This window comes from Xanthomarina spongicola (assembly GCF_003148645.1).
Taxonomy (GTDB): domain Bacteria; phylum Bacteroidota; class Bacteroidia; order Flavobacteriales; family Flavobacteriaceae; genus Xanthomarina; species Xanthomarina spongicola.
On sequence record NZ_QGGP01000006.1, the window covers coordinates 1 to 26,549 of the forward strand.

The 26,549-nt window shown below is 32.3% G+C and carries 20 protein-coding genes; 2 read left to right on the forward strand and 18 right to left on the reverse strand.

Annotated elements, in window-relative coordinates:
- The first annotated feature begins 217 nt into the window (after nucleotides 1-217).
- Nucleotides 218-1,033, forward strand: a complete 816-nt coding sequence (locus LX78_RS11195) for a hypothetical protein (protein ID WP_109682755.1) — start codon at nucleotides 218-220, stop codon at nucleotides 1,031-1,033.
- A gap of 85 nt (nucleotides 1,034-1,118) precedes the next feature.
- Here the strand turns inward: LX78_RS11195 and LX78_RS11200 are convergent, their stop codons facing one another.
- The 8 genes from LX78_RS11200 to LX78_RS11235 all read right to left on the reverse strand — a co-directional run bounded on the left by LX78_RS11200 (nucleotide 1,119) and on the right by LX78_RS11235 (nucleotide 9,836).
- Nucleotides 1,119-1,820, reverse strand: a complete 702-nt coding sequence (locus LX78_RS11200) for a sulfite exporter TauE/SafE family protein (protein ID WP_109682756.1) — start codon at nucleotides 1,818-1,820, stop codon at nucleotides 1,119-1,121.
- Nucleotides 1,821-1,924: 104 nt separating this feature from the next.
- Entirely contained in the window at nucleotides 1,925-2,371 is a 447-nt protein-coding gene (locus LX78_RS11205) for a FixH family protein (RefSeq protein WP_109682920.1), read from the reverse strand.
- A gap of 45 nt (nucleotides 2,372-2,416) precedes the next feature.
- Nucleotides 2,417-3,841 (reverse strand): cytochrome c oxidase accessory protein CcoG, encoded by a 1,425-nt coding sequence (ccoG, locus tag LX78_RS11210; protein ID WP_109682757.1) that lies wholly within the window; start codon nucleotides 3,839-3,841, stop codon nucleotides 2,417-2,419.
- Nucleotides 3,842-3,928: 87 nt separating this feature from the next.
- On the reverse strand, nucleotides 3,929-4,804 hold the full coding sequence (locus LX78_RS11215) for a cbb3-type cytochrome c oxidase N-terminal domain-containing protein (RefSeq protein ID WP_109682758.1): 876 nt from the start codon (nucleotides 4,802-4,804) through the stop codon (nucleotides 3,929-3,931).
- Complete coding sequence (locus LX78_RS11220; RefSeq protein ID WP_109682759.1) at nucleotides 4,801-4,986, reverse strand: CcoQ/FixQ family Cbb3-type cytochrome c oxidase assembly chaperone; 186 nt, start codon at nucleotides 4,984-4,986, stop codon at nucleotides 4,801-4,803. Before LX78_RS11220 ends, LX78_RS11215 begins: the two co-directional genes overlap by 4 nt.
- Before the next feature lie 6 nt (nucleotides 4,987-4,992).
- Complete coding sequence (gene ccoN / locus LX78_RS11225) at nucleotides 4,993-7,182, reverse strand: cytochrome-c oxidase, cbb3-type subunit I (RefSeq protein WP_109682760.1); 2,190 nt, start codon at nucleotides 7,180-7,182, stop codon at nucleotides 4,993-4,995.
- A 6-nt stretch (nucleotides 7,183-7,188) separates the two neighbouring features.
- The gene (gene ccoS, locus LX78_RS11230; RefSeq protein ID WP_109682761.1) at nucleotides 7,189-7,380 is read right to left on the reverse strand and encodes a cbb3-type cytochrome oxidase assembly protein CcoS; all 192 of its coding nucleotides are present in this window, start codon (nucleotides 7,378-7,380) and stop codon (nucleotides 7,189-7,191) included.
- Nucleotides 7,381-7,460: 80 nt separating this feature from the next.
- Nucleotides 7,461-9,836: a heavy metal translocating P-type ATPase gene (locus tag LX78_RS11235; protein WP_109682762.1), complete on the reverse strand. Its 2,376-nt coding sequence runs from the start codon at nucleotides 9,834-9,836 to the stop codon at nucleotides 7,461-7,463.
- A 107-nt stretch (nucleotides 9,837-9,943) separates the two neighbouring features.
- On the opposite strand from LX78_RS11235, the gene LX78_RS11240 reads away from it, so the two are divergent.
- Nucleotides 9,944-10,621 (forward strand): Crp/Fnr family transcriptional regulator, encoded by a 678-nt coding sequence (locus LX78_RS11240; RefSeq protein WP_109682763.1) that lies wholly within the window; start codon nucleotides 9,944-9,946, stop codon nucleotides 10,619-10,621.
- A gap of 1 nt (nucleotide 10,622) precedes the next feature.
- Here the strand turns inward: LX78_RS11240 and LX78_RS11245 are convergent, their stop codons facing one another.
- From LX78_RS11245 to purL, 10 genes are all read right to left on the reverse strand, one after another.
- The gene (locus LX78_RS11245) at nucleotides 10,623-11,195 is read right to left on the reverse strand and encodes a YdeI/OmpD-associated family protein (protein ID WP_109682764.1); all 573 of its coding nucleotides are present in this window, start codon (nucleotides 11,193-11,195) and stop codon (nucleotides 10,623-10,625) included.
- A 4-nt stretch (nucleotides 11,196-11,199) separates the two neighbouring features.
- Nucleotides 11,200-12,840, reverse strand: coding sequence for a M1 family metallopeptidase (locus LX78_RS11250; protein ID WP_109682765.1), 1,641 nt, complete (start codon nucleotides 12,838-12,840; stop codon nucleotides 11,200-11,202).
- 79 nt (nucleotides 12,841-12,919) lie between these two features.
- On the reverse strand, nucleotides 12,920-14,185 hold the full coding sequence (locus LX78_RS11255) for a nuclear transport factor 2 family protein (protein WP_109682766.1): 1,266 nt from the start codon (nucleotides 14,183-14,185) through the stop codon (nucleotides 12,920-12,922).
- 192 nt (nucleotides 14,186-14,377) lie between these two features.
- Nucleotides 14,378-16,186: an acyl-CoA dehydrogenase family protein gene (locus LX78_RS11260; RefSeq protein WP_109682767.1), complete on the reverse strand. Its 1,809-nt coding sequence runs from the start codon at nucleotides 16,184-16,186 to the stop codon at nucleotides 14,378-14,380.
- A 35-nt stretch (nucleotides 16,187-16,221) separates the two neighbouring features.
- Complete coding sequence (locus LX78_RS11265) at nucleotides 16,222-16,554, reverse strand: four helix bundle protein (protein ID WP_281267912.1); 333 nt, start codon at nucleotides 16,552-16,554, stop codon at nucleotides 16,222-16,224.
- A gap of 68 nt (nucleotides 16,555-16,622) precedes the next feature.
- Entirely contained in the window at nucleotides 16,623-17,813 is a 1,191-nt protein-coding gene (locus tag LX78_RS11270; protein WP_109682769.1) for an acetyl-CoA C-acyltransferase, read from the reverse strand.
- A 3-nt stretch (nucleotides 17,814-17,816) separates the two neighbouring features.
- The gene (locus LX78_RS11275; protein ID WP_109682770.1) at nucleotides 17,817-20,210 is read right to left on the reverse strand and encodes a 3-hydroxyacyl-CoA dehydrogenase/enoyl-CoA hydratase family protein; all 2,394 of its coding nucleotides are present in this window, start codon (nucleotides 20,208-20,210) and stop codon (nucleotides 17,817-17,819) included.
- A 22-nt stretch (nucleotides 20,211-20,232) separates the two neighbouring features.
- A complete protein-coding gene (locus LX78_RS11280) occupies nucleotides 20,233-20,691 on the reverse strand; it encodes a MarR family winged helix-turn-helix transcriptional regulator (protein ID WP_109682771.1) in 459 nt (152 codons plus the stop codon).
- Between the two features lie 120 nt (nucleotides 20,692-20,811).
- Nucleotides 20,812-22,581: an AMP-dependent synthetase/ligase gene (locus LX78_RS11285; protein ID WP_109682772.1), complete on the reverse strand. Its 1,770-nt coding sequence runs from the start codon at nucleotides 22,579-22,581 to the stop codon at nucleotides 20,812-20,814.
- Nucleotides 22,582-22,700: 119 nt separating this feature from the next.
- Nucleotides 22,701-26,435 (reverse strand): phosphoribosylformylglycinamidine synthase, encoded by a 3,735-nt coding sequence (gene purL, locus LX78_RS11290; protein WP_109682773.1) that lies wholly within the window; start codon nucleotides 26,433-26,435, stop codon nucleotides 22,701-22,703.
- Nucleotides 26,436-26,549: the final 114 nt, after the last annotated feature.

The following is a 26,549-nucleotide window of genomic DNA, read 5'->3' on the forward strand; positions in this document are numbered from 1 at the left end:
AAGTCTAAATGCTTCACCGTGTATAGTAACCTTAATTCTCTCTTTTGTTCTTTCTGATTATTACTTAAATTTAGTGAATTACAAACTTAAGACGTATATAATCCATTGCTAGTGAGAGCCTACTTACGAAAATCCTCGCGGATTTTCTATTCGGTTTTTATTTGCTAAATTACGTGCTAAACCACGCAACGTATCATATACAAAACCGTTAGTGGCAATGATGAAAAAAATCCTGCAAATCATTATAATATCTGTTTATACTTCGAGTTTTTCGCAAGTTCAAATTGACACATCTGTTGTAAAATCAATAAGATATAAATGGTCGATAAGTAACAAAAAAAAAGATCCGGTACTTTTGACAATTTTAACGGAGTATAAAAGTGGATTTTACAAGAAAGACATTGTCAGAAATAATAATATGTCATTTACGACTATTTCGAAAGGAAAAATTTGCGACAAAAGAGAAGATGGTAATTCAAAAATTTATATTCATAAATCAAATTTTGGGCTTACAAAATTTCACTATGATAATTACCAAAACCTTGACAGTATTATCCTTTTGAAATATAATCCTGAATTAAAAAAAACTAAATTTATTGTAGAAAAGGAATACAAAAGAAAAGGCAAATTAAAATATATAATCGATAAATACAATGGTAAGAAAAATTACAAATACAATCAATTTGGGCAGTTAAAAACTATTGAACATTATAACACAGAATCAACTTTATATAAAATAAGTCATTACAAAAATGGCCTTTTAATTTCGGAAACAAAACCAAAATATAGGAGTGAGATTACATATGAATATAGTAAAGATAATAAGCTAATAAAAAAATCTGGTAGTTATACAGTAACACAATACGAATACAACGACTTCGGACTAAAAAAAATTGAAAGAATTTCTAGGAAAAATAATGTTGTGATGAACTATACTCTATACTTTTATAATGAAAATGGAACTTTAGAACGGAAAAAATATTTTGGTAAAAATGATCATTTAATTAATGATTTTATCTATGAATACAAATAACTGTACACAACAAAGAACTGAATTAAAATCAAGCTTCATTTTAGCAAGAACAAAACTTGTTTTACCAACACAATTAGTATTATTCTTATTCGCAATCCATGTCGCCTTCAACCATTTCAACAACTGGAGCAGGAGAGAGGTAAGGAATTCCTAATCCCAATCCACGAATAATAAATAGTAATCCTATAATAACAACAAAAACAGGAATAGCTTTTTGTATGCGTTGCTTGATAGTTGCATTTAAAAATTTACCTAAGTAAATAGCTGTTGTCATTAACGGAATGGTTCCTAAACCAAATAGAAACATATATAAACCACCTTGTATAGCACTTGCTGTAGCTAAAGAGCCAAATACTGCCATATATACTAATCCACATGGCAAAAAGCCGTTTAAAAAGCCAATAGTTAAAAAGGTATCTGCAGTTTTCTTTTTTAAAGCTTGACCTAATGCAGATTTTACTTTAGAGATAAGCTTATATATAGGTTTCGAGAAATTATATTTATTAAAAGTCTTTGTTGGAATTAATACAATTAAAATCATAATAACACCAATTACAATAGATAGTTGCTGTTGGATTCCAAAAATATATAAGCTTTTACCAACCAACCCAAATACAAGTCCAATCAAGCTATAAGCCAGTAGTCTCCCAAAGTGATACGTAAAAATTTGTATGATTTTTTTAAAAGAATGTGTTCTGTCTACAGGTAACATAAAGGCTATAGGACCACACATGCCAACACAATGAAAACTACCAAGAAGACCTAATAAAAGTGCAGACCAAAGCATGTTTTAGAAATTATATATTTGTATGTCAGGTCGAGCGCAGTCGAGACCTATTTTTTAATTAAATATTTAAATGACCTCTCGACTGCGCTCGAGAAGACATTAATTTAATACATAATCTCTTTTTTATATAAATAGGATGTTTCTTTATATTGCCAATCTACTTTCAAATTCCATCTGCCATCTAACAATTTATTGTTTGGAATAAGCATTTGGTTGTTGGAAATTGAAATTGGCATATCGAAATCTAATTTTTTATTGGATGTTCTGTATAAAGATACCTTTCCAGTAATATCTTGAGAGTCTAAATTTTCAGGAAAAGTGATTATTAAGCCATCTTCAGTCTTTTTCCAACTAATGTTTTCTGTTAATTTATTAGAATTTTCTTCTTTGTCTATCTCATCTTGAAACCCTAATTCTGCTTGATAGTATTCCTCAATAACCAAATCATGATCGTACTTGCTATCTGTATTCATTTTAATAATAAAATACATAATAAAGCTAATAAAGCATATAAAAGCAATAACAATTCCTGTTCCCCAATTTATTTTCATATTCATTTCCCACGAAAGTGGGAATCTTTTTAATTAAACTTTATTTTAATGATAACTTCTTGGTGCTAAAAAGTTAACTGTAGTGGTTTCAATTAATTCGTCTCCACTATAAACTTCAAGCATCAATTTGTTTTTATCTCCTTCAAGTTCTTTTTTATCAATTTCGATAAATAGTGTGCCTTCAGCTAAACCTTGCATTGGAACTTTAAATGTATTTGAATTAGATACCAGTTTTACTTCTCCTTTATATTTTCTAAGTTTAAAACTAACATCTTCAATTTCTCTACTAGTTTTATTTATTAATTTATAAGTAAATACATTACTAATAATATCTCCTTCTTTATGTTCGTAAAGTTGTCCAGGCAGCCTTAAAACAGTAGCTTCAACATCATTTCTTAATAATAACATACCAAAAAGAACACCAGTTAATATAACAAGAACAGCAATATAGCCTTTCATTCTTGGAGTAATACGGAACTTTTCTTTCTTTTCAATTTCGTCCTCACTGGCATATCTAATTAAACCTTTTGGAAGGTTAATACTTTCCATAATATGGTCACACTCATCAATACAAGCTGTACAGTTAACACATTCTAATTGTGTACCATTTCTAATATCAATTCCTGTAGGACATACATGTACACATTGTAAACAATCAATACAATCTCCATGACCTAGAGCTTCTCTATCTTCATTTTTTCTAAATTTCTTTCTACCACTTTCGCCTTCTCCTCTCTTATGGTCGTAGGCAACAATAATCGATTTGTTATCTAGAAGAACTCCTTGCAGTCTTCCATAAGGACATGCAATTATGCAAACTTGTTCTCTAAACCAAGCAAAAACAAAATAGAATACAGCAGTAAATATTAGTAGAGGAAATAGAGTTCCAGTATGTTCTAATGGACCATCTTTAATATATTGAATAAGTTTATCGCTACCTATCAAGTATGCTAAAAAGACATTAGCAATTATAAATGAAATAAGCAGAAATATAAACCACTTTAAGCTACGTTTCTTGATTTTTTCTGCATTCCAATGTTGTCTATCTAGTTTTCGTTGTTTGTTTCTGTCTCCATCTATCCAATATTCTATTCTACGAAAAACCATTTCCATAAATATGGTTTGAGGACAAATCCAACCACAGAATATACGCCCAAACCCAACAGTAAAAAGTGCAATAAAAATAACACCAATTATCATGGAAACTACAAACAGATGAAAATCTTGAGGCCAAAAAGGAAATCCGAATATATTAAAACGTCTTTCTAATATATTAAACATTAGAAATTGATTGCCATTAATTTTAATAAATGGTGAAGCTATAAAGAAAGCTAATAAGAAATAGCTAACTATTTTTCGGTATTCATAGAGTTTACCACTAGGTTTTTTTGGGTAGATCCAAGCACGTTTACCTTCCTCATTAATAGTGCCTATCGAGTCTCTAAACGACTCATTTTCTGGAATTTCCATAATACTAAATTATAGATTCAAGAATTAAGACATTTGGTTGGAAGATATGGTCTTAATTCTTGAATCTAGTTTTTAAAATCTTAAATTTTATTCTTTCCAAATCTCACCTTCTGCTTCTTTTGGTTTAGCAGGTGTGGTGCCTTTAAATTGTAAAAGATAACTTGATACTTGTGCAATTTCTGAAGGTTTTAAACTTTGCTTCCAGGCAATCATCCCTTTACCATTTCTACCTCCTTCTGAAACTGTTTTAAAAATACCTTTAATGTCACCACCAAGAATCCAATATTCGTCTGTTAAGTTTGGTCCAATACCACCTCCACCATCTGCCATATGGCAAGCAACGCAGTTGGCTTCATAAATAGCTTTACCATTACTTAAATCTGATGCACTAGTTAATAACTCTACAGTGTTAAAATCTACTAAATCTTTAGCCGTTTTTTTGTATTCTTCTATTGCAATTTTTGCTTCAGCATATTCTGTTTCTAATTCATCGTATTGGTTTTCACCATTAAACACTTCGAATCTCACTAAATAAACAACAGCAAAAACTATAGATGCATAAAAAGCATATAACCACCAAGGTGGTAAATCGTTATCAAGCTCACGAATACCATCATAGTTATGGTCTAATATAATTTCATGTTCTTCTTTAATAGGTTTTTGACCTAAGGATTTTTCATATAAAGATTTAATCCAAGTAATAAACTTTGGAGTTTTAGTTTCTTTTGCATCAAATCTTGCTTTACCTTTTTCATCTAAACTTTGGTATAAAATATTTTCTAATGCATTTACTATGGCTTCAATGGCAATTAATAGAAAAAGTACAAAAACCAAAAATAATAGTACCATGGGATACTCTATAAATGCAGGTTGTCTACCAGAATTGGCAAAGTATTCTACTAGTCCGAAAATGATAAAGAATACAACTGGTACTCTTACCCATGAAGGGATTAAATTTCTCATAATGTTTGGTCTTTTTGGTTATCTAATGGTATGTTACTTACTTCATTAATATAGTCTTTTTTAGCAGTAAAAACCCACCAAAAAAGCACTACAAAGAAAATGAAAAATATTAGTAAGGAAATGATTGGGAATATCTCTATTCCTGCAATACTTTCCATATGATTTTTTACAAATTTTAGCATGACTTGTTAGTTTTGAGTTGATGAAACTTCTACATCTTTAGCTTTAATATCTGTACCTAATCTTTGTAAATAAGCAATTAAAGCTACAATTTCGCGATTACGCATTTCAACAAAGTCTTCTCCTCCAGACTGCTTGTCTGCTTCATAAGTTTCAGCAAAATCTGGATCTGAATAAAGGTTTTTCTCAATTTGAGTCCCTTGATCTAACATATGTTGTTGTGCATTTGCTATATCTTCTTCAGTATATGGAACACCAAGTTTTACCATGACTTCCATTTTAGTTTCTGTATTAGATTTGTCGAGTTCGTCTCTAACTAACCATTGATAGGCTGGCATGATAGAACCAGAAGACGTACTTTGTGGATCGTACATGTGATTTAAATGCCAATTGTCTGAATATTTTCCACCTATACGATGTAAATCTGGTCCAGTACGTTTACTTCCCCAAAGAAATGGATGATCATAAACATATTCTCCTGCTTTAGAGTACTCTCCATAACGCTCTACTTCACTTCTAAATGGACGTATCATTTGCGAGTGACATCCAACACAACCTTCACGAATATAAATATCTCTACCTTCAAGTTCTAACGGAGTATAAGGTTTTACACTAGATATTGTTGGAATATTAGATTTCACCATAATGGTAGGTACAATTTGAACAATACCTCCAACTAAAATTGCTAGTGTAGCGTATATAGTAAGTTTTATTGGCTTACGTTCTATCCAAGTATGCCATCCTTCACCTGCAACACGTCTTTTAGATACATTTTGTAATGCAGCAGCTTCAGCTAATTCGTCTGTTACAACACTTCCTTTTCTTATAGTTACAATTACATTGTAAACCATGATTAACATTCCTGTTAAGAATAAAGTTCCACCAATAGCACGCATCCAGTACATTGGCATAATTTCAGAAACAGTTTCTAAAAAGTTTCCATAAACTAAAGTACCATCTGGATTAAATTGTTTCCACATACTTGCTTGTGTAAAACCTGCAACATATAGTGGTAACGCATACATAATAATACCTAAAGTTCCAATCCAGAAATGAAAGTTGGCTAATGCTAAAGAATGTAATTTAGTCTTAAATAGTTTTGGTATTAAGAAGTAAATCATTCCAAAGGTTAAGAACCCATTCCAAGCTAAAGCGCCAACGTGAACGTGTGCAATAATCCAATCTGTAAAGTGACCAATAGCATTTACATTTTTAAGTGATAACATTGGTCCTTCAAAAGTTGCCATACCATAACCAGTAATAGCTACTACCATGAATTTTAAAACTGGATCTGTACGTACTTTATCCCAAGCACCACGAAGGGTTAATAGTCCGTTTATCATTCCTCCCCAAGATGGCATTAATAACATAACAGAGAATGCAACTCCAAGGTTTTGAGCCCATTCTGGTAAAGCTGTATATAATAAATGGTGAGGTCCAGCCCAAATGTATATGAATATTAAAGACCAGAAGTGTATTATAGAAAGTCTATATGAATACACAGGTCTGTTCGCTGCTTTTGGAACAAAATAATACATTAAACCTAAGAAAGGAGTGGTTAGGAAAAATGCTACAGCATTATGTCCATACCACCATTGTACTAGAGCATCTTGAACACCTGCATAAACCGAATAACTTTTTAAACCACTTACTGGAAGCTCTAAACTGTTAAATATATGTAGTACTGCTACTGTTACAAACGTTGCAATGTAAAACCAAATAGCAACATATAGATGTCGCTGTCTTCTTTTAATCATGGTACCAATTAAATTAGCACCAAAAACCACCCAAACAATTGCAATTGCAATATCGAAAGGCCATTCTAATTCGGCATATTCTTTAGATGTTGTATAACCTAAAGGAAGCGTAATTGCAGCTCCAACAATTATTAATTGCCAACCCCAGAAATTTATTTTACTTAAAGTGTCGTTAAACATCCTAGCTTTTAATAATCGCTGAGTAGAGTAGTAAACACCTGCGAAAATAGCATTTCCTACAAAGGCGAAAATAACTGCATTAGTATGTAATGGTCTTAAACGACCAAAACTTAACCATGAAATACCATCGGTTAGATTTGGGAATAAAAACATAAATGCTAGTAGTAGACCTACCAACATTCCTACAACTCCCCAAAGCATCGTAGCATAAAGGAAATTTTTAACGATCTTGTTATCGTAATAAAACTGCTGTACTTCCATAATAGTTTAATTAGTCTTTTTTGGTTTTTTATTTGTTGTTTTAGTTTGTTCTTTTACAAGTTCATCATCAAAAAGCATTCTTACTGAAGGAGTATAACTATCATCAAACTGTCCACTTCTTACTGCAACAATAAATGCAATAAAAAACAGAACAGCGACTATAATACTGATACTTAATAAGATGTATATAACACTCATACCTATTTGAAGTTATAGCTCAAAATTACATTCGAGACTGTTTAAAAAACATGATTATTGTCATGTTTACCTATTTGTAATCATTCTAATTTTCTGCCTAATAAGTTTGTAGCAATAGTAGTAAATACTACAATGCTAATAGAACTTAAAGGCATTAATATGGCAGCAATTACAGGTGCTAATTGTCCAGTAACTGCAAAATAGAGTCCTATAATATTATAAATAAATGATAAAACAAAACTCCACTTAATTATTTTTATAGCACTTTTAGATGCTTTAATGTATTTATTTAATTTATTAAATTTTGAAGCATCTAAAATGGCATCGCAAGCAGGAGAGAAAACATTAACATTTTCGGAAATTGAAATCCCTACATTGCTTTGTGCTAAAGCTCCAGCATCATTAAGGCCATCGCCAACCATCAATACTTTGGCTCCTTCGGTTTGATGATATTTAATATACTCCAATTTATCGTCTGGTTTTTGATTAAATATGAGCTTAGTCTTCGAAGGTAATAATTTTTTTAGATTTTCTAGCTCTCCTTCATTATCTCCAGACAAAATTACTAAATCATAATCTTTTTTTAGTGTATTAAAGAGTTTAGAAATACCTTTTCTATAATTGTTGTAAAATGTGTATTTTCCTTTATAATTATTATTTGTGCTAATATGGACTGTTGTGTTTAACACTTTTGTGTCTGAAGTGTTTCCAACAAAACTAGCTGAACCAATTTTAATTTGATTGTTGTTATGGGATGCTTCAATGCCTTTACCCAAATGCTCTTCAAAATGATTTAATGTAATAATGTTGTGCTCGTCTAAGATATTATAAAGAATTCTACTTAATGGATGATTTGAGCCACGAAGCGTATTTTTTAAAAGTATTTCTTCTGAATTAGATAATGCTTCACCTTCATATGTTGCTGTACTTCTTTTATTAGTTGTAATGGTGCCTGTTTTATCGAAAATAATGGTATTTATTTCTGCTAATTGTTCAACTACCGAAGCATTTTTTACATAAAACTTAAGCTTTCCAAATATTCGTAATAAATTTCCAAATGTGAATGGTGCCGAAAGTGCAATGGCACAAGGACAAGCAATAATAAGTACTGCTGTAAAGACATTCATGGCTTTAGAAGCATCAAAATACAACCAATATGCTGTGGCTATAAATGCAATACTTAATACTGCAAAAGTAAATTTTTTACTTATAGAATTAGTTAATGTTGTAAAGCCATCTTCTTTGTTTTTACTAAACACATCGTTACTCCAAAGTTGTGTTAAATAACTTTGTTCAACTGTTTTTAGAACATCCATTTCTATAACTCCAGATGTTTGCTTACCTCCAGCAAAAAGTTTATCTCCAGATGTTTTCGAAACAGTTTCAGATTCGCCTGTAACAAAACTATAATCTATAGAAGCCTTGCCACTTATTAAAATACCATCTACAGGAATTAATTCTTCATTTCGTATAAGTAGTCTATCTCCTTTTTTAATATCGTAAACCTGAATTGGAGTTTCTTTTCCATCAGGAGAAACTTTAGTAACAGCAATTGGGAAATAAGATTTGTAGTCTCTTTCAAAAGATAGAAAGGCATAGGTTTTCTGCTGAAAAAAGCGACCTAATAATAAAAAGAATACTAATCCAGTTAAGCTGTCAAAAAAGCCAGACCCTAAATCGAAAATAATTTCAGCTGTACTTCTAATAAACAACACAGCGACTCCTAATGCAATAGGAACATCTATATTCAATAAATTTGAACGAAGTCCTTTATATGCAGAAGTAAAATAATCTTGAGCTGAATAAAAAACCACAGGAAGTGAAAAAGCAAACATGAGCCAACGAAACAAATGTTTGTATTGTTCTAACCAGAATTCGCCAACTTCAAAATACTCTGGAAACGATAAAAACATCACATTCCCAAAAGCAAAACCTGCAATTCCTAATTTGTAAATTAAAGATCTGTTTATCTGTTCTTTTCCAGTCTTATAATCGTCTAAACTTATGTAAGGTTCATATCCAATAGAGCTTAACAATAAAACAACTTCTTTTAACGAACTATTTTTAGTGGAATAGGTAATGCGTACATTTTTCTTTCCAAAGTTAACTTGAGAAGAGGATATGTTTGGGTTTAATTTATTGAGATTCTCTAGTATCCAGATACACGAACTACAATGTATATGAGGAATGTAAAGCGTTACAATTTGAATATAGTTATCGTTAAATTCAATTAATTTATCGATAATGTTTTGCTGATCTAGGAAGTCGTATTTGCCTTGAATTTCTTTTGGAATTGCTCCAGGTGAAGCTTGTAAATCGTAATAACATGTTAGGTCGTTTTCAGAGAAAATTTCATATACAGTTTTACAGCCATTACAGCAGAATGATTTCTCTTGAAAGATAATAGCTTGATTATTACAAGAATCGCCACAGTGGAAACACAAAGTATGTTCCATAATATTATTTGCTCATTTATACCTTTTGCAAAGGTTAAAAGATAGTAAGAATTTTGATATGATAATTGTCATGTTTTGATTAATTTTACAAAATATTCAAAACAGGTATGAGTAAGTGCGAACAATGTATTATCAGACAATTTAATTCTTTAAAATCTTTAACTAAAGATGATTTGATTAGAATAGCTGGTTGCAAAACTTCAAGAATTATCAAAAAAGGGGAAACCATTTTTGAAGAAGGAGAAACTCTAAATGGTGTTTACTGTGTTAGAGATGGTATCTGTAAGCTTTCTAAATTAAGTGCTAATGGTAAAGACCAAATTGTAAAATTGGTTGTAAAAGGAGATTTATTAGGTCAACGATCTATAATAGGAGAAGAAGCAGTTAACTTAAGTGCAGTTGCTTTAAACGATATGGAAGTTTGTTTTATTCCAAAATCTGAAATTATGGGAAGTTTAAAAAGTAATTCAGATTTTTCTATGGATGTACTTAAACAAATGGCTCACGATTTAAAAGAATCGGACAATATTATTGTAAACATGGCTCAGAAATCTGTAAAACAACGTTTAGCTGAAGCTCTATTATACATACATAAAAACTTTGGTGTTAATGAAGAAGGTATTTTAAATATAGTACTTTCTAGAGAAGATTACGCAAGCGTAGTTGGTACAGCTACAGAATCTGCCATAAGAGTTTTATCTCAGTTTAAAAAAGAAGGTTTAATTTCCACTTCAGGAAAACAAATTAAATTAGAAGATTTAGAAGGCTTAAATCGCGTAGAATAAATTACCAATTACCTCTACTTTTAATATTTGCTTCGCATAATTTTATTATTTCTACAATACGTTTTTGTCTAGTAGTTTCTCTCTTAGCTTGATTTAACCAATACAGATAGCTTTTTCTATACGAAGGTGCAAAATTTTGAAAATTTGTAAAAGCTTTAGGTGTTCTATTAAATGCTTTTTGTAATTCTAGAGGAATAATACCTTTTTCCACATCATCTAAAGCAGTCCAAGAGCCATTTTGTTTTGCTATTTTTATTTTTTCTAATCCACTTTCATGCATTAAGTTTAAAATAATAAGCTCTTTAATGTATTTTTTGTTTAATGCACTCCAAACACTTTTCGGGTTTCTAGGAGTAAAATATTGACGTCTTTTTCCATTTCCTAAACTTTTAACTGTAGAATCTATCCAGCCAAAACAGAGAGCTACTCTAACAGCTTCTTCCCAACGCATACTGTCTTTTTCATGGTCTACTTTATAAAAAATTAGGTAAATGCCACTTGTTGTTTTATGGTTTTGTTGCAACCAATTGCGCCATTCTGTATCAGTTTTAAAATAAATTTCAGGAATAGACAAACTACTAAAGTTTTAATGTATCAACATAAAAATCTGGATCTACTACAATATCTTCTCCTTCAATAGCCATGGTTTTCCATTCAGCATTTGGAAAAATCCATTGTTCTTTTTCATCAATGGTTACTTGAATTGGCATGTCGAATTTCTCAACAATGTTTATCCACCTATATTTTAATTCATTGTTTTCTATGGAATATTCTAATGTTGGAACTCGAGTATCTCTCAGATATTGATTGAAAAATTCGGTTAAATCAATTCCTGATTGTTGACTTATATAATCTTCAATTTGCTGTGTTGTAACCGTTTGATGATAAAAAGTTTTATTTAATCCACGTAAAATTTGTCGCCACTTTTCATCGTCTTCAATAAGCTGTCTTAAGGTGTGTAACATGTTTCCACCTTTAATATACATATCTCCAGAACCTTCTTTGTTAACGTTGTAATATCCAATTATTGGTCTGTCGTTTCTAATGCCTTTACGTGTGCCAATAACATATTCTGCACCAGCTTCTTTCCCGTAATAATATTCTACAAATAAATTTTCAGAGTAGTTTGTAAAACTTTCATGAATCCACATGTCTGCAATGTCTTTATAGGTAATGTTATTAGCAAACCACTCATGTCCAGATTCGTGAATAATAATGAAATCGAATTTTAAACCCCATCCTGTTCCTGATAAATCATTTCCTAAATAACCATTTTTATATTGGTTGCCATAAGTTACAGAACTTTGGTGTTCCATGCCTAAATAAGGTACTTCAACTAATTTAAAACCATCTTCGTAAAACGGGTAAGGTCCAAACCAATGCTCAAAAGCTTTCATCATTCTTGGTGCATCTTTAAAGTGATTTTTTGCCCTAACAAGATTGTCTCTTAGTACATAATAATCCATATCTAAAGGACCATTTTCACCTTCGTAGACTTCCGAAAAATGCACATAATCTCCAATATTTACATTCACACCATAATTATTAATTGGGTTGCTTACAAACCAATGGGAAGTAACAGTATTGTCACTTTGTTTTTCAATACTTCTTAATCTCCCATTAGACACATTTGTTAGATTCTTAGGTACATTGACACTAATTAGCATACTGTCAACCTCGTCGTACATATGGTCTTTATTTGGCCACCAAACACTAGCTCCTAAACCTTGACAAGAAGTTGCAATAAATGGAATGCCATTTTTATCTTCTTTCCACGAAAAACCACCATCCCAAGGAGCACGTATAGCTTCTTTTGGTTTCCCTTCGTAATACACATCAACAGATTGGATACTTCCTTTTTCTTGTTCTGCAATTAAAGTGATAAAATGGGCATTTCCATCATGTCTAACTTGTAATTCTTCACCATTTTGAACCACTTTGGTTATAATTAAGGGTTCTTGCAAGTCAACTTGCATTACAGAATAAGGCTTTAATACTGTATATTGAATGGTGTTTTTTCCAGAAATAGACTTTGTTTCAGGAGCAATTTTAACATCTAAGTGATAGTAAGTTAAATCCCACCATTCACGTTCTGGAGTAATGGTTCCTCTTAAAGTATCTTGATGTGTGAAATTATTTTTTTCAGTAAGTAGTTCTTGTCCTTTTATTGTGAATGAAAATAAGAATATAAAGGCAAAAAGAGGAAACGCATTTTTCATGTGAAATATTTTCCACTAAATTAATGAAAATAAAAAAAGCCGTTTCAATTTGAAACGACTTTTTATTTTACTACAGTAATTATTCTTTTGGATAACGGTTAATATCCTTATGTTGCCAAATAAGATTTACAACACTCCATTTCCCATCTAGTTTAATTAAATGTAAATATTCTACCCAATTATCTGAAACCAATTTAACATTAGCAATACGATTATAGATATCGAGTATGGTAATGTTATTAGTTGGATTAAATGGAAATTTTGTGTTTGATTTATTCCATGAAGTTGCAAATTCTATCATTTGAGCTTTAGTTGTTGCTTTAGCATATTCTTTTTTTGTAGATCTATCCCAACCAATACTAATCTTATTTAAACTATCATTCATGACTTCTTTCATTAAATCTGGTTTTAAATCTTGAAGGGCTATTAAATAACCAGTTGCTATTCTTTTAATTTCTAGAGAATCTTTTTGCGATGCTTTTGATGCTAATTCAATTTTAGAATTGGTTGGAATCTCTCTAACTCGAATTCGTTCTTTGTTCACATCAAATTGTTCAAGCTCAATATAGTTTCCAATGCTGTCGTATTTTTTCTCTCCATAAGCAAAACCCCATTGATTAGTTACTAAATTATTGTTTGCATCATGGTAACTGTAAGTTACATGGTTTCCATTGTCATCATATACATCTTGATAAGAAGCAGTTCCTTTATCATTATTTATAATATTTAATTTAGTATCTAAATTATAATGTGCTTTTGGTTGTCCTTTTTTATCTAATAAGATTCCAGTTGTTCCAAATTGAAAATATGGCGATAGAGGTACAGATTCGTTTTTTAAGTTAAATCTATTTTCTATTATTAACTTTTTGTGTTTTTCCCACTTATATTCTGCAATTCCCCAATTAGATTCCATAGGATTATTATCTACATCGTAAAATTGAAGCTTCGTTTTTAAACCTTTATTATTATATGTGTATACTTCTTTAAAGACATCTCTGTCGTTAGAGATACGTTTTCCATTTTTATCATAAAACACTCTAACTTCTTGCCCTTCTGGATAAGTTATTTCAACTTTATAAACGCCTAAGGAGGCTAAAGGATGTTGTCTTTCATAATAATAATGGTTATTTATAATCTCTGTGATTTTTCCAGAGTCATTATATTTAAATGTATAATGAGAAGTTGACTTAGCAGTTTCCTTGTTAATAGAATATGTTCCAGCTAAATCTATATAAGGAGAAACATGATTATATTTTAAGTGTCTAAAATATTTGGTTGAAGAATCGTTTTGTGAGTATAAAGTTGAAGTAATGCATAGTACTAGACATAATTTTAATAATTTCATGAGTGATTAATTTAATGTAATAATGTTTTGATTAAGATGAATTTATTCTAGATAAAATTAATTCTTCCAGTTCTGCACAATAATGGTACCAAAAATATTAACCAGTTTTTATCAACTTAATTTCTGAGTTTATTAAAAACAAAAAAACCGTTTCCCTAGAGAAACGGTTTTAACTTCTAACTAAACTTAATTTTAAAAGCAATATTTGTTTTCAGCTTTTACTTTCTCAGCAATAGCTTTACGTAAATCTACGATGTCTGGATAGTTTGCATATTTTACAAAACGTTTTAATCCCATAAGTAACATACGTTGTTCGTCTCCTTCAGCAAAAGAAATAATACTTTCTTTTCCATTTTTCTCTACGATTGAAACAGCATTATACAAGTATAATTTTGCCATTGCAATTTGTACAGCTTGAGCATCTTCTCCAAAACGCTTAGCATTTTTCTCAGTTCTTAGTATGGTTGATTCTGCCATATAGATTTCAATTAAGATATCTGATGCAGCAATCAACAATTGTTGATGACCATCTAATTCTGGACCGAATTTTTGTACAGCAGATCCTGCAACCATTAAGAAAACTTTCTTAAGCTTGGCAATCATCTCTTTTTCTTCAGCAAATAATTCAGAATAATCTGGCGTATCAAATGATGGAATTCCCATTAATTCATCTTGAACTTTTTGAGCAGGACCTAATAAATCTACATGACCTTTCATGGCTTTTTTAACAAGCATACCTACAGAAAGCATTCGGTTAATTTCGTTTGTTCCTTCGTAAATACGAGCAATTCTAGCATCTCTCCATGCAGCTTCCATAGGAGTTTCTTCTGAGAATCCCATACCACCAAAAATTTGAATACCTTCATCTGCAGCATTTTGAACATCTTCAGAAACAGCTACTTTTAAGATAGAACATTCAATAGCATATTCCTCTACACCTTTTAGTTCTGCTTCTTGATGTGTGTTTCCTGCAGCTTGACGCAATGCAATTCTATCTTCAATATTTTTTGCAGCTCTATATGTAGCCGATTCTCCTGCATAAGCACTTGCAGCCATTTCAGCTAATTTGTACTTGATAGCACCAAAATCTGCAATTGGCGTGTTAAATTGTTTACGCTCGTTTGCATATTGAACAGCAGTTGTTAGAATACGTCTTTGAGAATCTAAACAAGCTCCTGCTAATTTAATACGTCCAATGTTAAGTGCATTCATGGCAATTTTAAAACCTTCACCACGACCAGCTAACATATTTTCTACAGGAACAACAGTGTCGTTATAAAATACTTGACGTGTAGATGAAGCACGAATACCTAATTTGTGTTCTTCTTCTCCTAAAGTGATTCCGTTAGGATTTGCTTTATCGTATTCAACTATAAATCCTGTGATATTTTTATCGTTTTCAATACGAGCAAAAACAATCATTAATTGACAGAATCCAGCATTAGAAATCCACATTTTCTGACCATTAATTTTATAAGATTTTCCATCTTCAGATAGCGTAGCAGTTGTTTTTCCAGAATTGGCATCACTACCTGCTCCTGGCTCTGTTAAGCAGTATGAACCAAACCACTCACCAGTAGCTAGTTTTGGTACATATTTTTGTTTTTGTTCTTCGGTTCCATAAAGTGTAATTGGCATAGTTCCAATTCCTGTATGAGCACCAAAAGCTGTGCTGAAAGAACCAGTACCACTAGAAATGTAATCGCAAACCAATAGAGTAGATACAAATCCCATGTCTAATCCACCATAAGCTTCTGGAACTGCAACACCTAAAAAGCCAAGTTCACCAGCTTTCCCCATCACTTCTTCAGTTAAGGCATAATCTTTTGCTTCAAAACGAGCTTTATGTGCAATAATTTCTCGTTCGTTGAATTCTTGAACGGCTTCCTTCATCATTTTTTGCTCTTCTGAAAAATCTTCAGGAGTAAAAACGTCTTCGCATTTTGTTTCTTTAACTAAGAATTGACCTCCACGTAAGATGTCTTTTTCTGTTGCTTCCATATTGTTTTAAGATTTATAGATTCAAGAGTCAAGAATCAAGACGATGTTAGTCCAGATTTAAAACTTGATATCATTTTTTGTATTTGTTTTATTTTTTGTTCTAATTCTTTAAATTTTTCTTCAGAAATGTAACTTTCATTAAAAGCTACATTTAGTTGTGTTTCCCATTCGAATGCTGAACCTAAACTATGTTCTAAATAAGTAGCAAAATGTTTGTCTGAACTTTTACTTGTTCCTTCAGAAATATTAGAAGGAATTGATACTGCACATCTATTCATTTGACTCATTAACCCATAAGTTTCAAACTTTGGAAAACATCGAGTTAGTTTGTACGACTCTGAAACCAATTGCATACTTTCTGTCCAAATTTTTAATTTCTTGAAATTGCATCGTCTTTTATTTTCAGTCTTGGTTCTTGACTCTTTTCGTCTTGTTTCTACTTAAGGAATTCAAATATGCCACAAGCACCTTGACCAGTTCCTACGCACATAGTTACTGCACCATATTTACCTACCATATTTTGTTTACGCATTTCATCAAATAATTGGACAGATAATTTTGCTCCAGTACAACCAAGTGGATGGCCAAGTGCAATAGCTCCACCATTGACATTAATGATATCTGGATTTAAGTTTAATTCGCGAATAACAGCTAAGGATTGTGAAGCAAAGGCTTCGTTTAACTCAATAAGCGCTAAATCTTCTTGTTTTAAACCTGCTAATTTCAATGCTTTTGGAATAGCTTTTACAGGTCCAATTCCCATGATACGAGGTTCAACTCCAGCTGCTGCATAATTTACTAATCGCGCAATAGGTTCCAAACCTAATTCTTTAACCATATCCTCACTCATAATCATTACGAATGCAGCTCCATCACTCATTTGTGATGAGTTTCCTGCAGTTACACTTCCACCAGCAGCAAATACAGCTCTTAGTTTAGCTAAAGCTTCTTTGCTTGTTCCAGCTCTTGGACCTTCGTCTTTTGTTACAGTATAAGATTTTGTTGCTTTTTTACCGTTTTCATCAATATAAGTTTGTTCCACTTCAATAGGAACTATTTGATCTTGAAAACGATTTTCAGCTTGAGCCCTTAACGCTTTCATATGTGAATTATAAGCAAACTCATCTTGATCCTCACGCGATACATTAAACTGATTTGCAACAGCTTCTGCTGTATTTCCCATTCCCCAATAATAATCTTCATGACCAGCTTTAACTGTGTCGTAATTTAATTCTGGTTTGAAGCCTGTCATTGGAACAGCACTCATGCTTTCTGCTCCTCCTGCAATAATGCAATCTGCCATTCCAGCTTGAATTTTTGCTGATGCCATGGCAATTGTTTCAATTCCTGAAGCACAAAAACGATTGACAGTAACACCAGGAACATCCACGCTTTCTAGACCAATTAATGAAATAAAACGTGCCATGTTCAATCCTTGTGAGCCTTCAGGCATTGCGTTACCAACAATAACGTCATCAATGCGCTTCTTGTCTAAATTTGGCAATTCTTTCATCATGTGTTTGATGGTTTCTGCTGCCAATTCATCAGTTCTTTTAAAACGGAACACGCCTTTTGGTGCTTTACCTACGGCCGTTCTGTATGCTTTTACTATATATGCTTGTTTCATTTTTTAGTTTCTTAAAGGTTTACCTGTTTTCAACATGTGCTGAATTCTTTCTAATGTTTTTCTTTCAGTACAAAGTGATAAGAATGCTTCTCGTTCTAAATCCAATAAATATTGTTCACTTACTAAAGTTGGTTCCGATAAATCTCCTCCAGCCATGACGTAAGCTAATTTATTAGCTATTTTTTGATCGTGTTCGCTAATGTAATTACTGTCTTCCATAGAATCTGTTCCTACTAAAAACATTCCTAAGGCTTGCTTACCAAGTACTTTAACGTCTGTACGTTTTACAGGTTGCGTATAACCAGCTTCTGCCATAATTTTTGCGTAGGCTTTTGCCGTTGCAATTTGTCTGTCTTTATTAACGACTACCACATCTTTTCCTTTTTGAAGAATGCCTAAATCGAAAGCTTCGTATGCCGAAGTGGCTACTTTAGCCATTCCGATTGTTAAGAAATATTCTTGCAAAACATTTAATTTAACGTCACCTTTCTTGAAAGTATCAGAAGCTCTTAATGCCATTTCTTTAGAACCTCCACCTCCAGGAATCACACCAACACCAAATTCTACAAGTCCAATGTAAGTTTCGGCAGCTGCAACTACTTTATCTGCATGCATAGAAAGTTCACAACCTCCACCAAGTGACATGCCATGAGGCGCAGCAACTGTTGGAATAGACGAATAACGCATACGCATCATAGTATCTTGGAAATATTTTATGGCCATGTTAAGCTCGTCGTATTCTTGTTCGGCAGCCATCATGAAAATCATTCCAATGTTAGCTCCAACAGAGAAGTTGGCAGCTTGATTACCAATAACCAAACCTTGGAAATCTTTTTCAGCTAAATCCACAGCTTTATTTAAACCTGCAAGAACGTCTCCTCCAATGGTATTCATTTTAGATTGGAATTCGCAATTCAAAATACCATCTCCTAAATCTTCGATTACAACACCAGAGTTCTTAAATACTTCTTTAGATTTTCTAATGTTATCTAAAATGATGAATGCATCTTGACCTGGAATTTTTTCTTGAGACTTAGAAGGAATGTTGTAGAAATATGTTGCTCCATCTTTAACTGTGTAGAACGATTTATTTCCTGCAGCAATCATCTCATTAACCCAAGTATTAGGTTCTAAACCTTCAGCTTTCATTAATTCAATACCTTTTTCAACTCCAATGGCATCCCAAATTTGGAAAGGACCATGTTCCCAACCAAATCCAGCTTTCATAGCATCGTCAATTTTATAAAGTTCATCTGAAATTTCTGGAATTCTGTTGGCAACATAAGCAAACATAGCAGCGAAATTCTTTCTGTAAAATTCACCAGCTTTATCTTTTCCTGAAACCAGAATTGGAAAACGGTCAACAACCTTGTCAACTGTTTTGGTTAATTCTAGAGTTGCAAATCTTGCCGATTTTTTATCTCTATATTGAAGGGTATTTAAATCTAAGGTTTTAATAATTTTTCCTTCTTTCTTGTAGAATCCTTGACCAGTTTTACTTCCCAACCATTTGTTCTCCATCATTGTATTGATGAATCCAGGAAGTTTAAAAAGATCATGAGCCTCATCATTTGGGCAGTTGTCGTAAATCCCGTTAGCAACATGTACTAAGGTGTCTAGACCAACGACATCAACTGTTCTGAAGGTTGCCGATTTTGGACGACCGATTACTGGACCAGTCAATTTGTCGACTTCTTCAACCGTTAAATCCATTTCTTTTACTTGATGAAATAAACTTTGAATTCCAAAAATCCCAATTCTATTTCCAATAAAAGCAGGTGTGTCTTTAGCTATTACAGAAGTTTTTCCAAGGAATTTTTCACCATATTCATTTAAGAAGTCTAAAACATCTTGAGATGTTTTAGGTCCTGGAATAATTTCGAACAATTTTAGGTAACGAGCCGGATTAAAAAAGTGTGTTCCACAGAAATGTTTTTGGAAATCTTCACTTCTGCCTTCACTCATAAACTTAATAGGAATACCAGATGTATTTGATGTAATTAATGTACCTGGAGTTCTGTATTTTTCAAGTTTTTCGAAAACTTGTTTTTTAATATCAAGTCTTTCAACTACAACTTCCATGATCCAATCTACATCTTTTACTTTCGAAATATCATCATCTAAATTCCCAGTTGTAATTCTACTTGCAAAAGAAGTATGATAAATAGGAGCCGGTTTCGATTTTAAAGAAGCAGTTAAAGAATCGTTTACAATTCTATTTCTAACTACTTTATCTTCTAAAGTTAGACCTTTAGCTTTTTCTACATCGTTAAGTTCTCTTGGAACAATGTCTAGCAATAGCACATCTACACCAATATTGGCGAAATGACATGCAATACCACTTCCCATAATTCCGGAACCAATAATTGCTATTTTTTTTATGCGTCTTTTACTCATTTTATTCTAAATGATTTATCTATTAATAATTTGTGTTGTTTACTTCGTTGGTATAGATTTTTTTGTTAGTAACCAGATCGTTTATAGTGTCTGCTACTTCGTAAAATGTGTTTAATTTATCTAACGGAATATTTTTTCTAATAGCTTCGTTAAATTTTAAAACACGATCTCTAGAGTATCCTCTTTTCTCTTTTCCAAATTCAGTTAAATAAATTAATACACCTCGACCATCTTCTGGATTCGGTTTTCTTTCAATTAAACCACGCGTTTCCATGGTTTTTAATATTCTAGAAAGACTAGTGGCTTCCATGCCCATTTTTGGTCCAAGAGAGGTTGAAGGCGTTCCTTTTTCTGGATCTATACTTAATAAAGTAAATCCAGTTGCCATAGTACTTTCGAACTTTGAAGCTTCTTCATTGTACATTTTTTGAACTGCTAACCAGGTAGTTCGTAATACATAGTCTATGGTTTTTTCTTTCATATTTAGTGTTTATGAATTCCAAAGATAAGTAAAATTTACTATGCACGCATAATAAATTGTAAAAATTTATCATGGTAATGAGCAAAAAAAAACTCCTTAATAGAATAAGGAGTTTGAAGATTAAGGACGATATATTTTTTCTATAAGGTCTTTGTAAATTTCTTTAATAACCTTTCGTTTCATTTTCATCGTAGGAGTAAGATGACCATCTTCTATTGTCCAAGCATTAGGAGTTATTTCGAATTTTTTAATTTGTTCCCAATGACCAAACTTTTCGTTGGCTTCGTCTATTTCTTCTTGAATTCTGTCTCTTAATTTTTGGTTAGAAGCTATATCTTTATTAGAACTGAAGGATAGATTATGTCTTTTAGCCCATTCTTCTATAAACTCATAATTAACTTGAATTAATGCAGCAGGCATTTTCTCTCCTTCACCAATAACCATAATCTGCTCAATAAATCGAGATTGCTTGAATTGGTTTTCTAGAAGGGCAGGAGCAACATATTTACCTCCAGAAGTTTTAAACATTTCTTTTTTTCTATCAGTAATTTTCAGGAAACCATCTTTATCTATTTCTCCAATATCTCCTGTATGGAAATAATTATCTGTAAATACTTCGGCTGTTTTTTCTGAATCTTTATAATAACCTTTCATGACGTTTGGACCTTTTACTAAAATCTCACCATCATTAGCTATTTTTACTTCCACATTATCAATAACTCTTCCTACAGTTCCTATTCTAAAGCCACCATTACGCATATCGTTTACCGAAATCACTGGAGATGTTTCGGTTAAACCATAACCTTCCATAATTGGCATTTCGGCTGCAGCAAAAATTCTAGTAAGTCTTGGTTGTAAGGCTGCACTACCTGAAACCATTAAATCTAATTGACCACCTAATCCTTCTTTCCATTTACTAAAAATAAGCTTCCTAGCTAGTTTAAGTTGTTTTTCGTACCACCAACCATTGGCTCCATAAGGTTCATATTTTAAACCTAAATTTACAGCCCAAAAGAAGAGTCCTTTTTTAATAGTAGAAAGTTCACTTCCTTTTGCAACAATCTTATCGAAAACCTTTTCATATAATCTAGGAACAGCTGTCATTACATTTGGCTGTATCTCTTTTAAGTTATCACTCATTTTCTCAATTGACTCTGCAAAATAAACTTCTACACCACAATATTGATATAGATAAAGTATCATGCGTTCAAAAACGTGACAAACTGGAAGAAAACTTAAGGATTTTGAATTGCCATAATCAAAAGGTACACGTTTTTCACTATCTAAAACATTTGACACTAAATTATTGTGTGTTAACATAACACCTTTTGGTTTTCCAGTAGTTCCAGAGGTGTATATTAAAGTTGCTAGATCGTCTTTAGTGACAACAGCTTTTCTCTCTTCAACATCATTTTGATTACTAGTATCTTTTCCTAATTCTAAAACCTCTTTCCAGCTTTTTTCGTTTTTAACGTCATCAAAGGTGAAAATGCCTTTTAATTTCGTTTTGTCTTTTACCTTATTTAATTTTTCTAATATTTCAGCATCAGATACAAAACAATAAATTGCTTCAGAGTGATTTAAAATATATTCGTAGTCTTCTTTACAGATGGTAGGATAAATAGGGACATTTTGTGCTCCTGTCTGTAACACTCCAATATCGAGTACATTCCATTCGGTTCTATTTGTGGATGAAATGACTGCTATTTTATCGTTAGGCTTTATACCTAAGCGCAATAATCCTCTACTAATCGCATTTGCCTGATCAATATAGTCTTGAGTTGAAATGGATTGCCACTCACCTTGATATTTAGAAGTGAATGCTTTTTTTAGGTTATATGTTTCTAATTGGTATTGTGGTATATCAAAAAGTCGAGAGATTTCAGTCATCTTTATATGCGGTTTGAAGACTTGCAAATTATGAAAAAAAACTGATATTAAAATGACTCTACAAAAAAAGGAGCTTGAAATATCCAAGCTCCTTGATTAGTAATTAATTATGTTTTAATTTATTTGTTCTCAATCCATTTTCTAGCATTCACAAAAGCTTCTAACCAAGGCGAAACTTCGTCTTTTCTATTTTCAGGATAGTTAGCCCAATTCCATTGGAAGGTGGAACGTTCAATATGTGGCATGGTTACTAAATGTCTTCCTGTTTTATCGCACATCATAGCAGTATTGAAATCTGAACCATTTGGATTATTTGGATATCCTTCATAGCCATATTTTGCAACAATGTTGTAGTTTTCTTCAGACTCAGGTAAACTAAATTTACCTTCTCCATGAGAAATCCATACGCCTAATTCTGTTCCTGATAAAGTAGATAACATGATGGAGTTATTTTCTTGAATTTTTACAGAAGTAAATGAACTTTCGTGTTTTTTAGAATTGTTATGAACTAATTTCCCATGAACTTTATGTTCTGGATTTACCAATTCCAATTCCATCCAAAGTTGCGCACCATTACAGATACCAACAGAAAGGGTGTCTTCTCTTTTGAAGAAATTCTTTAAGGCTGTATTTGCTTTTTCGTTATATAAAAAGGCTCCAGCCCAACCTTTTGCAGAACCTAAAACATCTGAATTTGAAAATCCTCCAACAGCTCCAATAAACTGTATGTCTTCTAGAGTTTCACGACCAGAAATTAAATCGGTCATGTGTACGTCTTTGACATCGAAACCTGCTAAATACATGGCGTTTGCCATTTCACGTTCAGAGTTTGAGCCTTTTTCACGTAAAATGGCTGCTTTAGGTTTTACTCTTATCTCCTCGAGCGTAGTCGAGAGGTTATCAAGAGATCTCGACTGCGCTCGACCTGACAACACATCTTCTATTTTTCCTGTAAAATGTTTAGGAAAAATATATTGTAAAGGTTGCTTTTTATAATTATCAAAACGGTTTTGAGCTAAACCGTTAGCCGTTTGTTTTTGATCGAGTAGGAAGGATGTTTTGTACCAAACATCACGTAAACGTGAAACTGTTAAAGTGAAAACTTCATTGTTATTAATGAAGCTTAATACGTCGCTTTCTTGAACTTTTCCTATGTTGAAGAATTCAATATGAGCATCAGTTAATACTTGTTCAATAGAATCATCTTTTGATTGAAAAACAATACCAGCATTTTCAGAGAATAAGAGTTTTATAGAATCTTCTTCACCTAAATTGGTTAGGTCTAATTCAGCACCTAAATTAACATCAGCAAAACACATTTCCAGCAGTGTAGTAATTAAACCACCTGAAGCTACATCATGTCCAGCAACAATTTTATCTGTTTTAATTAAATCTTGGATGGTATTAAAAACTTTTTTTACAAAATTAGTATTTGTAATATCTGGAGTTTCATTACCAATAGCATTTAAAGATTGATTGAATGAACTTCCTCCTAGTTTAAAGTTGTCTTGAGATACATTTATATAATAGATATTACCTGCGTTTTTTTGAAAAACAGGCTCTACAACTTTGGAAATATCGTTACAGTTGCCAGCAGCAGAAATAATAACTGTTCCGGGAGAAATAACATCTTCATTAGGATATTTTTGTTTCATGGAAAGCGAATCTTTACCAGTTGGAACATTAATCCCTAAATCGATAGCAAATTCTGAAACTGCTTCAACTGCTTCATAAAGTCGTGCATCTTCACCTTCATTTTTACAAGGCCACATCCAGTTTGCAGATAGCGATATACTTTGTAAACCATCTTTTAAAGGTGCCCAAATAATGTTGGTTAACGATTCTGTAATAGCATTTCTACTTCCAGCTTTGGGTGATATTAATCCAGAAATTGGTGCATGACCAACAGAAGTAGCAATACCTTCTTTTCCTTTATAATCTAAAGCCATAACACCACAATTATTTAATGGTAATTGTAAAGGTCCAGCACATTGTTGTTTAGCAACTTTCCCACCAACACAACGGTCTACTTTGTTAGTTAGCCAGTCTTTACAAGCCACAGCTTCTAACTGTAAAACTTGCTCTAAATAAATATGGAAATTCTTAGATTTATAACGAGGGTTCTTATATTTTCTTACAACTGTTTTGTCTGTCATGATGGTTTTAGGAGAGCTACCAAACATATCTTCAAGAGCTAAATCCATTGGTTTTTCGCCAGTAGCTTTAGATTCAAAAGTAAATCTGTTATCACCTGTAACATCACCAACAGTGTACATTGGTGAACGCTCACGTTCTGCAATTTTATTTAGTGTATCAATATGTTTTTCGGCAATAACTAATCCCATTCTTTCTTGAGATTCGTTGCCAATAATTTCTTTTGCTGAAAGAGTTGGGTCTCCAACTGGCAATTTGTCTAAGTCGATTTTACCTCCAGTATCTTCAACTAATTCCGATAAACAATTTAAATGACCACCAGCTCCATGATCGTGAATAGAAACAATAAAATTTTCATCACTTTCTACCATGCCACGAACAGCATTTGCTGCACGTTTTTGCATTTCTGGGTTTGAACGTTGTACAGCGTTTAGTTCAATTCCTGAGGCAAATTCTCCTGTATCTGCAGAAGAAACAGCAGCGCCTCCCATTCCAATTCTGTAGTTTTCACCACCAAGTATGACTATTTTATCGCCTACTTTTGGAGTATCTTTTATTGCTTGTTCCGCTTTTCCGTAGCCAATACCACCAGCTTGCATGATGACTTTATCGTATCCTAATTTTCTGGCTTCAGATATGCTTGAAGATGAGTTTTCTTCGTGTTCAAAAGTTAAAACGGAACCACAAATAAGTGGTTGTCCAAATTTATTTCCAAAGTCTGATGCGCCATTACTCGCTTTTATTAAAATATCCATTGGTGTTTGGTACAACCAAGGTCGTGCTTTCATTTTTTCTTCCCAAGGACGTGTTTCTTCTAATCTGGAATAAGACGTCATGTACACAGCTGTTCCAGCTAGTGGTAAAGATCCTTTTCCTCCAGCCAATCTATCGCGTATTTCACCACCAGAACCTGTTGCAGCTCCATTAAAAGGTTCAACTGTTGTTGGGAAATTATGAGTTTCTGCTTTAAGAGAAATAACAGAGTCAAATTCTTTTATTTGATAATAGTCTGGTTTATCTGCTGTTTTTGGAGCAAATTGCTCTACCCTTGGACCTTTTACAAAAGCAACATTGTCTTTGTATGCTGAAACAATATCGTTAGGATGCTGTTTAGAGGTTTCTTTTATTAATTTAAAAAGTGATGAAGGTTTTTCTACACCATCTATTACAAAAGTTCCATTAAAGATTTTATGACGACAGTGTTCTGAATTTACTTGTGAAAAACCAAACACCTCAGAATCTGTTAATGGTCTCCCTATTTTTTTTGAAACATCTTCTAGATACGTTACTTCTTCGTCACTTAATGATAATCCTTCTGCTTGATTGTAAGCTGAAATATCTTCAATATTAAGGATTGCTTCAGGTTGTATGTTTATAGTAAATGATTCTTGATTCAATCCATCATATTTTTCAGAAATCATTGGATCAAAATCTTTGAAGTCTTCAGAAATTGCTTTAAATTCTTCAATTCTGATGATGCCTTCGATTCCCATATTTTGGGTAATTTCAACAGCATTCGTACTCCAAGGAGTAATCATGGCTGCACGAGGACCAACAAAAAAAGCATCCAGAGATGCTTGTTCTATTTTTGGCTGATTGCCAAATAACCACACTAATTTAGAGGTAGTTTCAGTTGATAATTCTTTTGTTGCTTGAACAGCAAAAATTTTACTGTTTTGGTTTCCGAAGAAATGAATCATTATGTATAAGTTAGATTATGTTGTTTTTTATAAAGTGCAAATTTACTTTTTTTCAATGTAATTATTACTATTTAAATTATTGAAAATTTTGAGTTATTCACGCTGTTATTAACT

Excerpts from the sequence above, each read along its gene's own strand:
- LX78_RS11195 (WP_109682755.1), top strand. The coding sequence starts at position 218 with ATGATGAAAAAAATCCTGCAAATCATTATAATATCTGTTTATACTTCG.
- LX78_RS11200 (WP_109682756.1), bottom strand. The coding sequence starts at position 1,820 with ATGCTTTGGTCTGCACTTTTATTAGGTCTTCTTGGTAGTTTTCATTGT.
- LX78_RS11205 (WP_109682920.1), bottom strand. The coding sequence starts at position 2,371 with ATGAAAATAAATTGGGGAACAGGAATTGTTATTGCTTTTATATGCTTT.
- ccoG (WP_109682757.1), bottom strand. The coding sequence starts at position 3,841 with ATGGAAATTCCAGAAAATGAGTCGTTTAGAGACTCGATAGGCACTATT.
- LX78_RS11215 (WP_109682758.1), bottom strand. The coding sequence starts at position 4,804 with ATGAGAAATTTAATCCCTTCATGGGTAAGAGTACCAGTTGTATTCTTT.
- LX78_RS11220 (WP_109682759.1), bottom strand. The coding sequence starts at position 4,986 with ATGCTAAAATTTGTAAAAAATCATATGGAAAGTATTGCAGGAATAGAG.
- ccoN (WP_109682760.1), bottom strand. The coding sequence starts at position 7,182 with ATGGAAGTACAGCAGTTTTATTACGATAACAAGATCGTTAAAAATTTC.
- ccoS (WP_109682761.1), bottom strand. The coding sequence starts at position 7,380 with ATGAGTGTTATATACATCTTATTAAGTATCAGTATTATAGTCGCTGTT.
- LX78_RS11235 (WP_109682762.1), bottom strand. The coding sequence starts at position 9,836 with ATGGAACATACTTTGTGTTTCCACTGTGGCGATTCTTGTAATAATCAA.
- LX78_RS11240 (WP_109682763.1), top strand. The coding sequence starts at position 9,944 with ATGAGTAAGTGCGAACAATGTATTATCAGACAATTTAATTCTTTAAAA.
- LX78_RS11250 (WP_109682765.1), bottom strand. The coding sequence starts at position 12,840 with ATGAAAAATGCGTTTCCTCTTTTTGCCTTTATATTCTTATTTTCATTC.
- LX78_RS11255 (WP_109682766.1), bottom strand. The coding sequence starts at position 14,185 with ATGAAATTATTAAAATTATGTCTAGTACTATGCATTACTTCAACTTTA.
- LX78_RS11260 (WP_109682767.1), bottom strand. The coding sequence starts at position 16,186 with ATGGAAGCAACAGAAAAAGACATCTTACGTGGAGGTCAATTCTTAGTT.
- LX78_RS11270 (WP_109682769.1), bottom strand. The coding sequence starts at position 17,813 with ATGAAACAAGCATATATAGTAAAAGCATACAGAACGGCCGTAGGTAAA.
- LX78_RS11275 (WP_109682770.1), bottom strand. The coding sequence starts at position 20,210 with ATGAGTAAAAGACGCATAAAAAAAATAGCAATTATTGGTTCCGGAATT.
- LX78_RS11280 (WP_109682771.1), bottom strand. The coding sequence starts at position 20,691 with ATGAAAGAAAAAACCATAGACTATGTATTACGAACTACCTGGTTAGCA.
- LX78_RS11285 (WP_109682772.1), bottom strand. The coding sequence starts at position 22,581 with ATGACTGAAATCTCTCGACTTTTTGATATACCACAATACCAATTAGAA.
- purL (WP_109682773.1), bottom strand. The coding sequence starts at position 26,435 with ATGATTCATTTCTTCGGAAACCAAAACAGTAAAATTTTTGCTGTTCAA.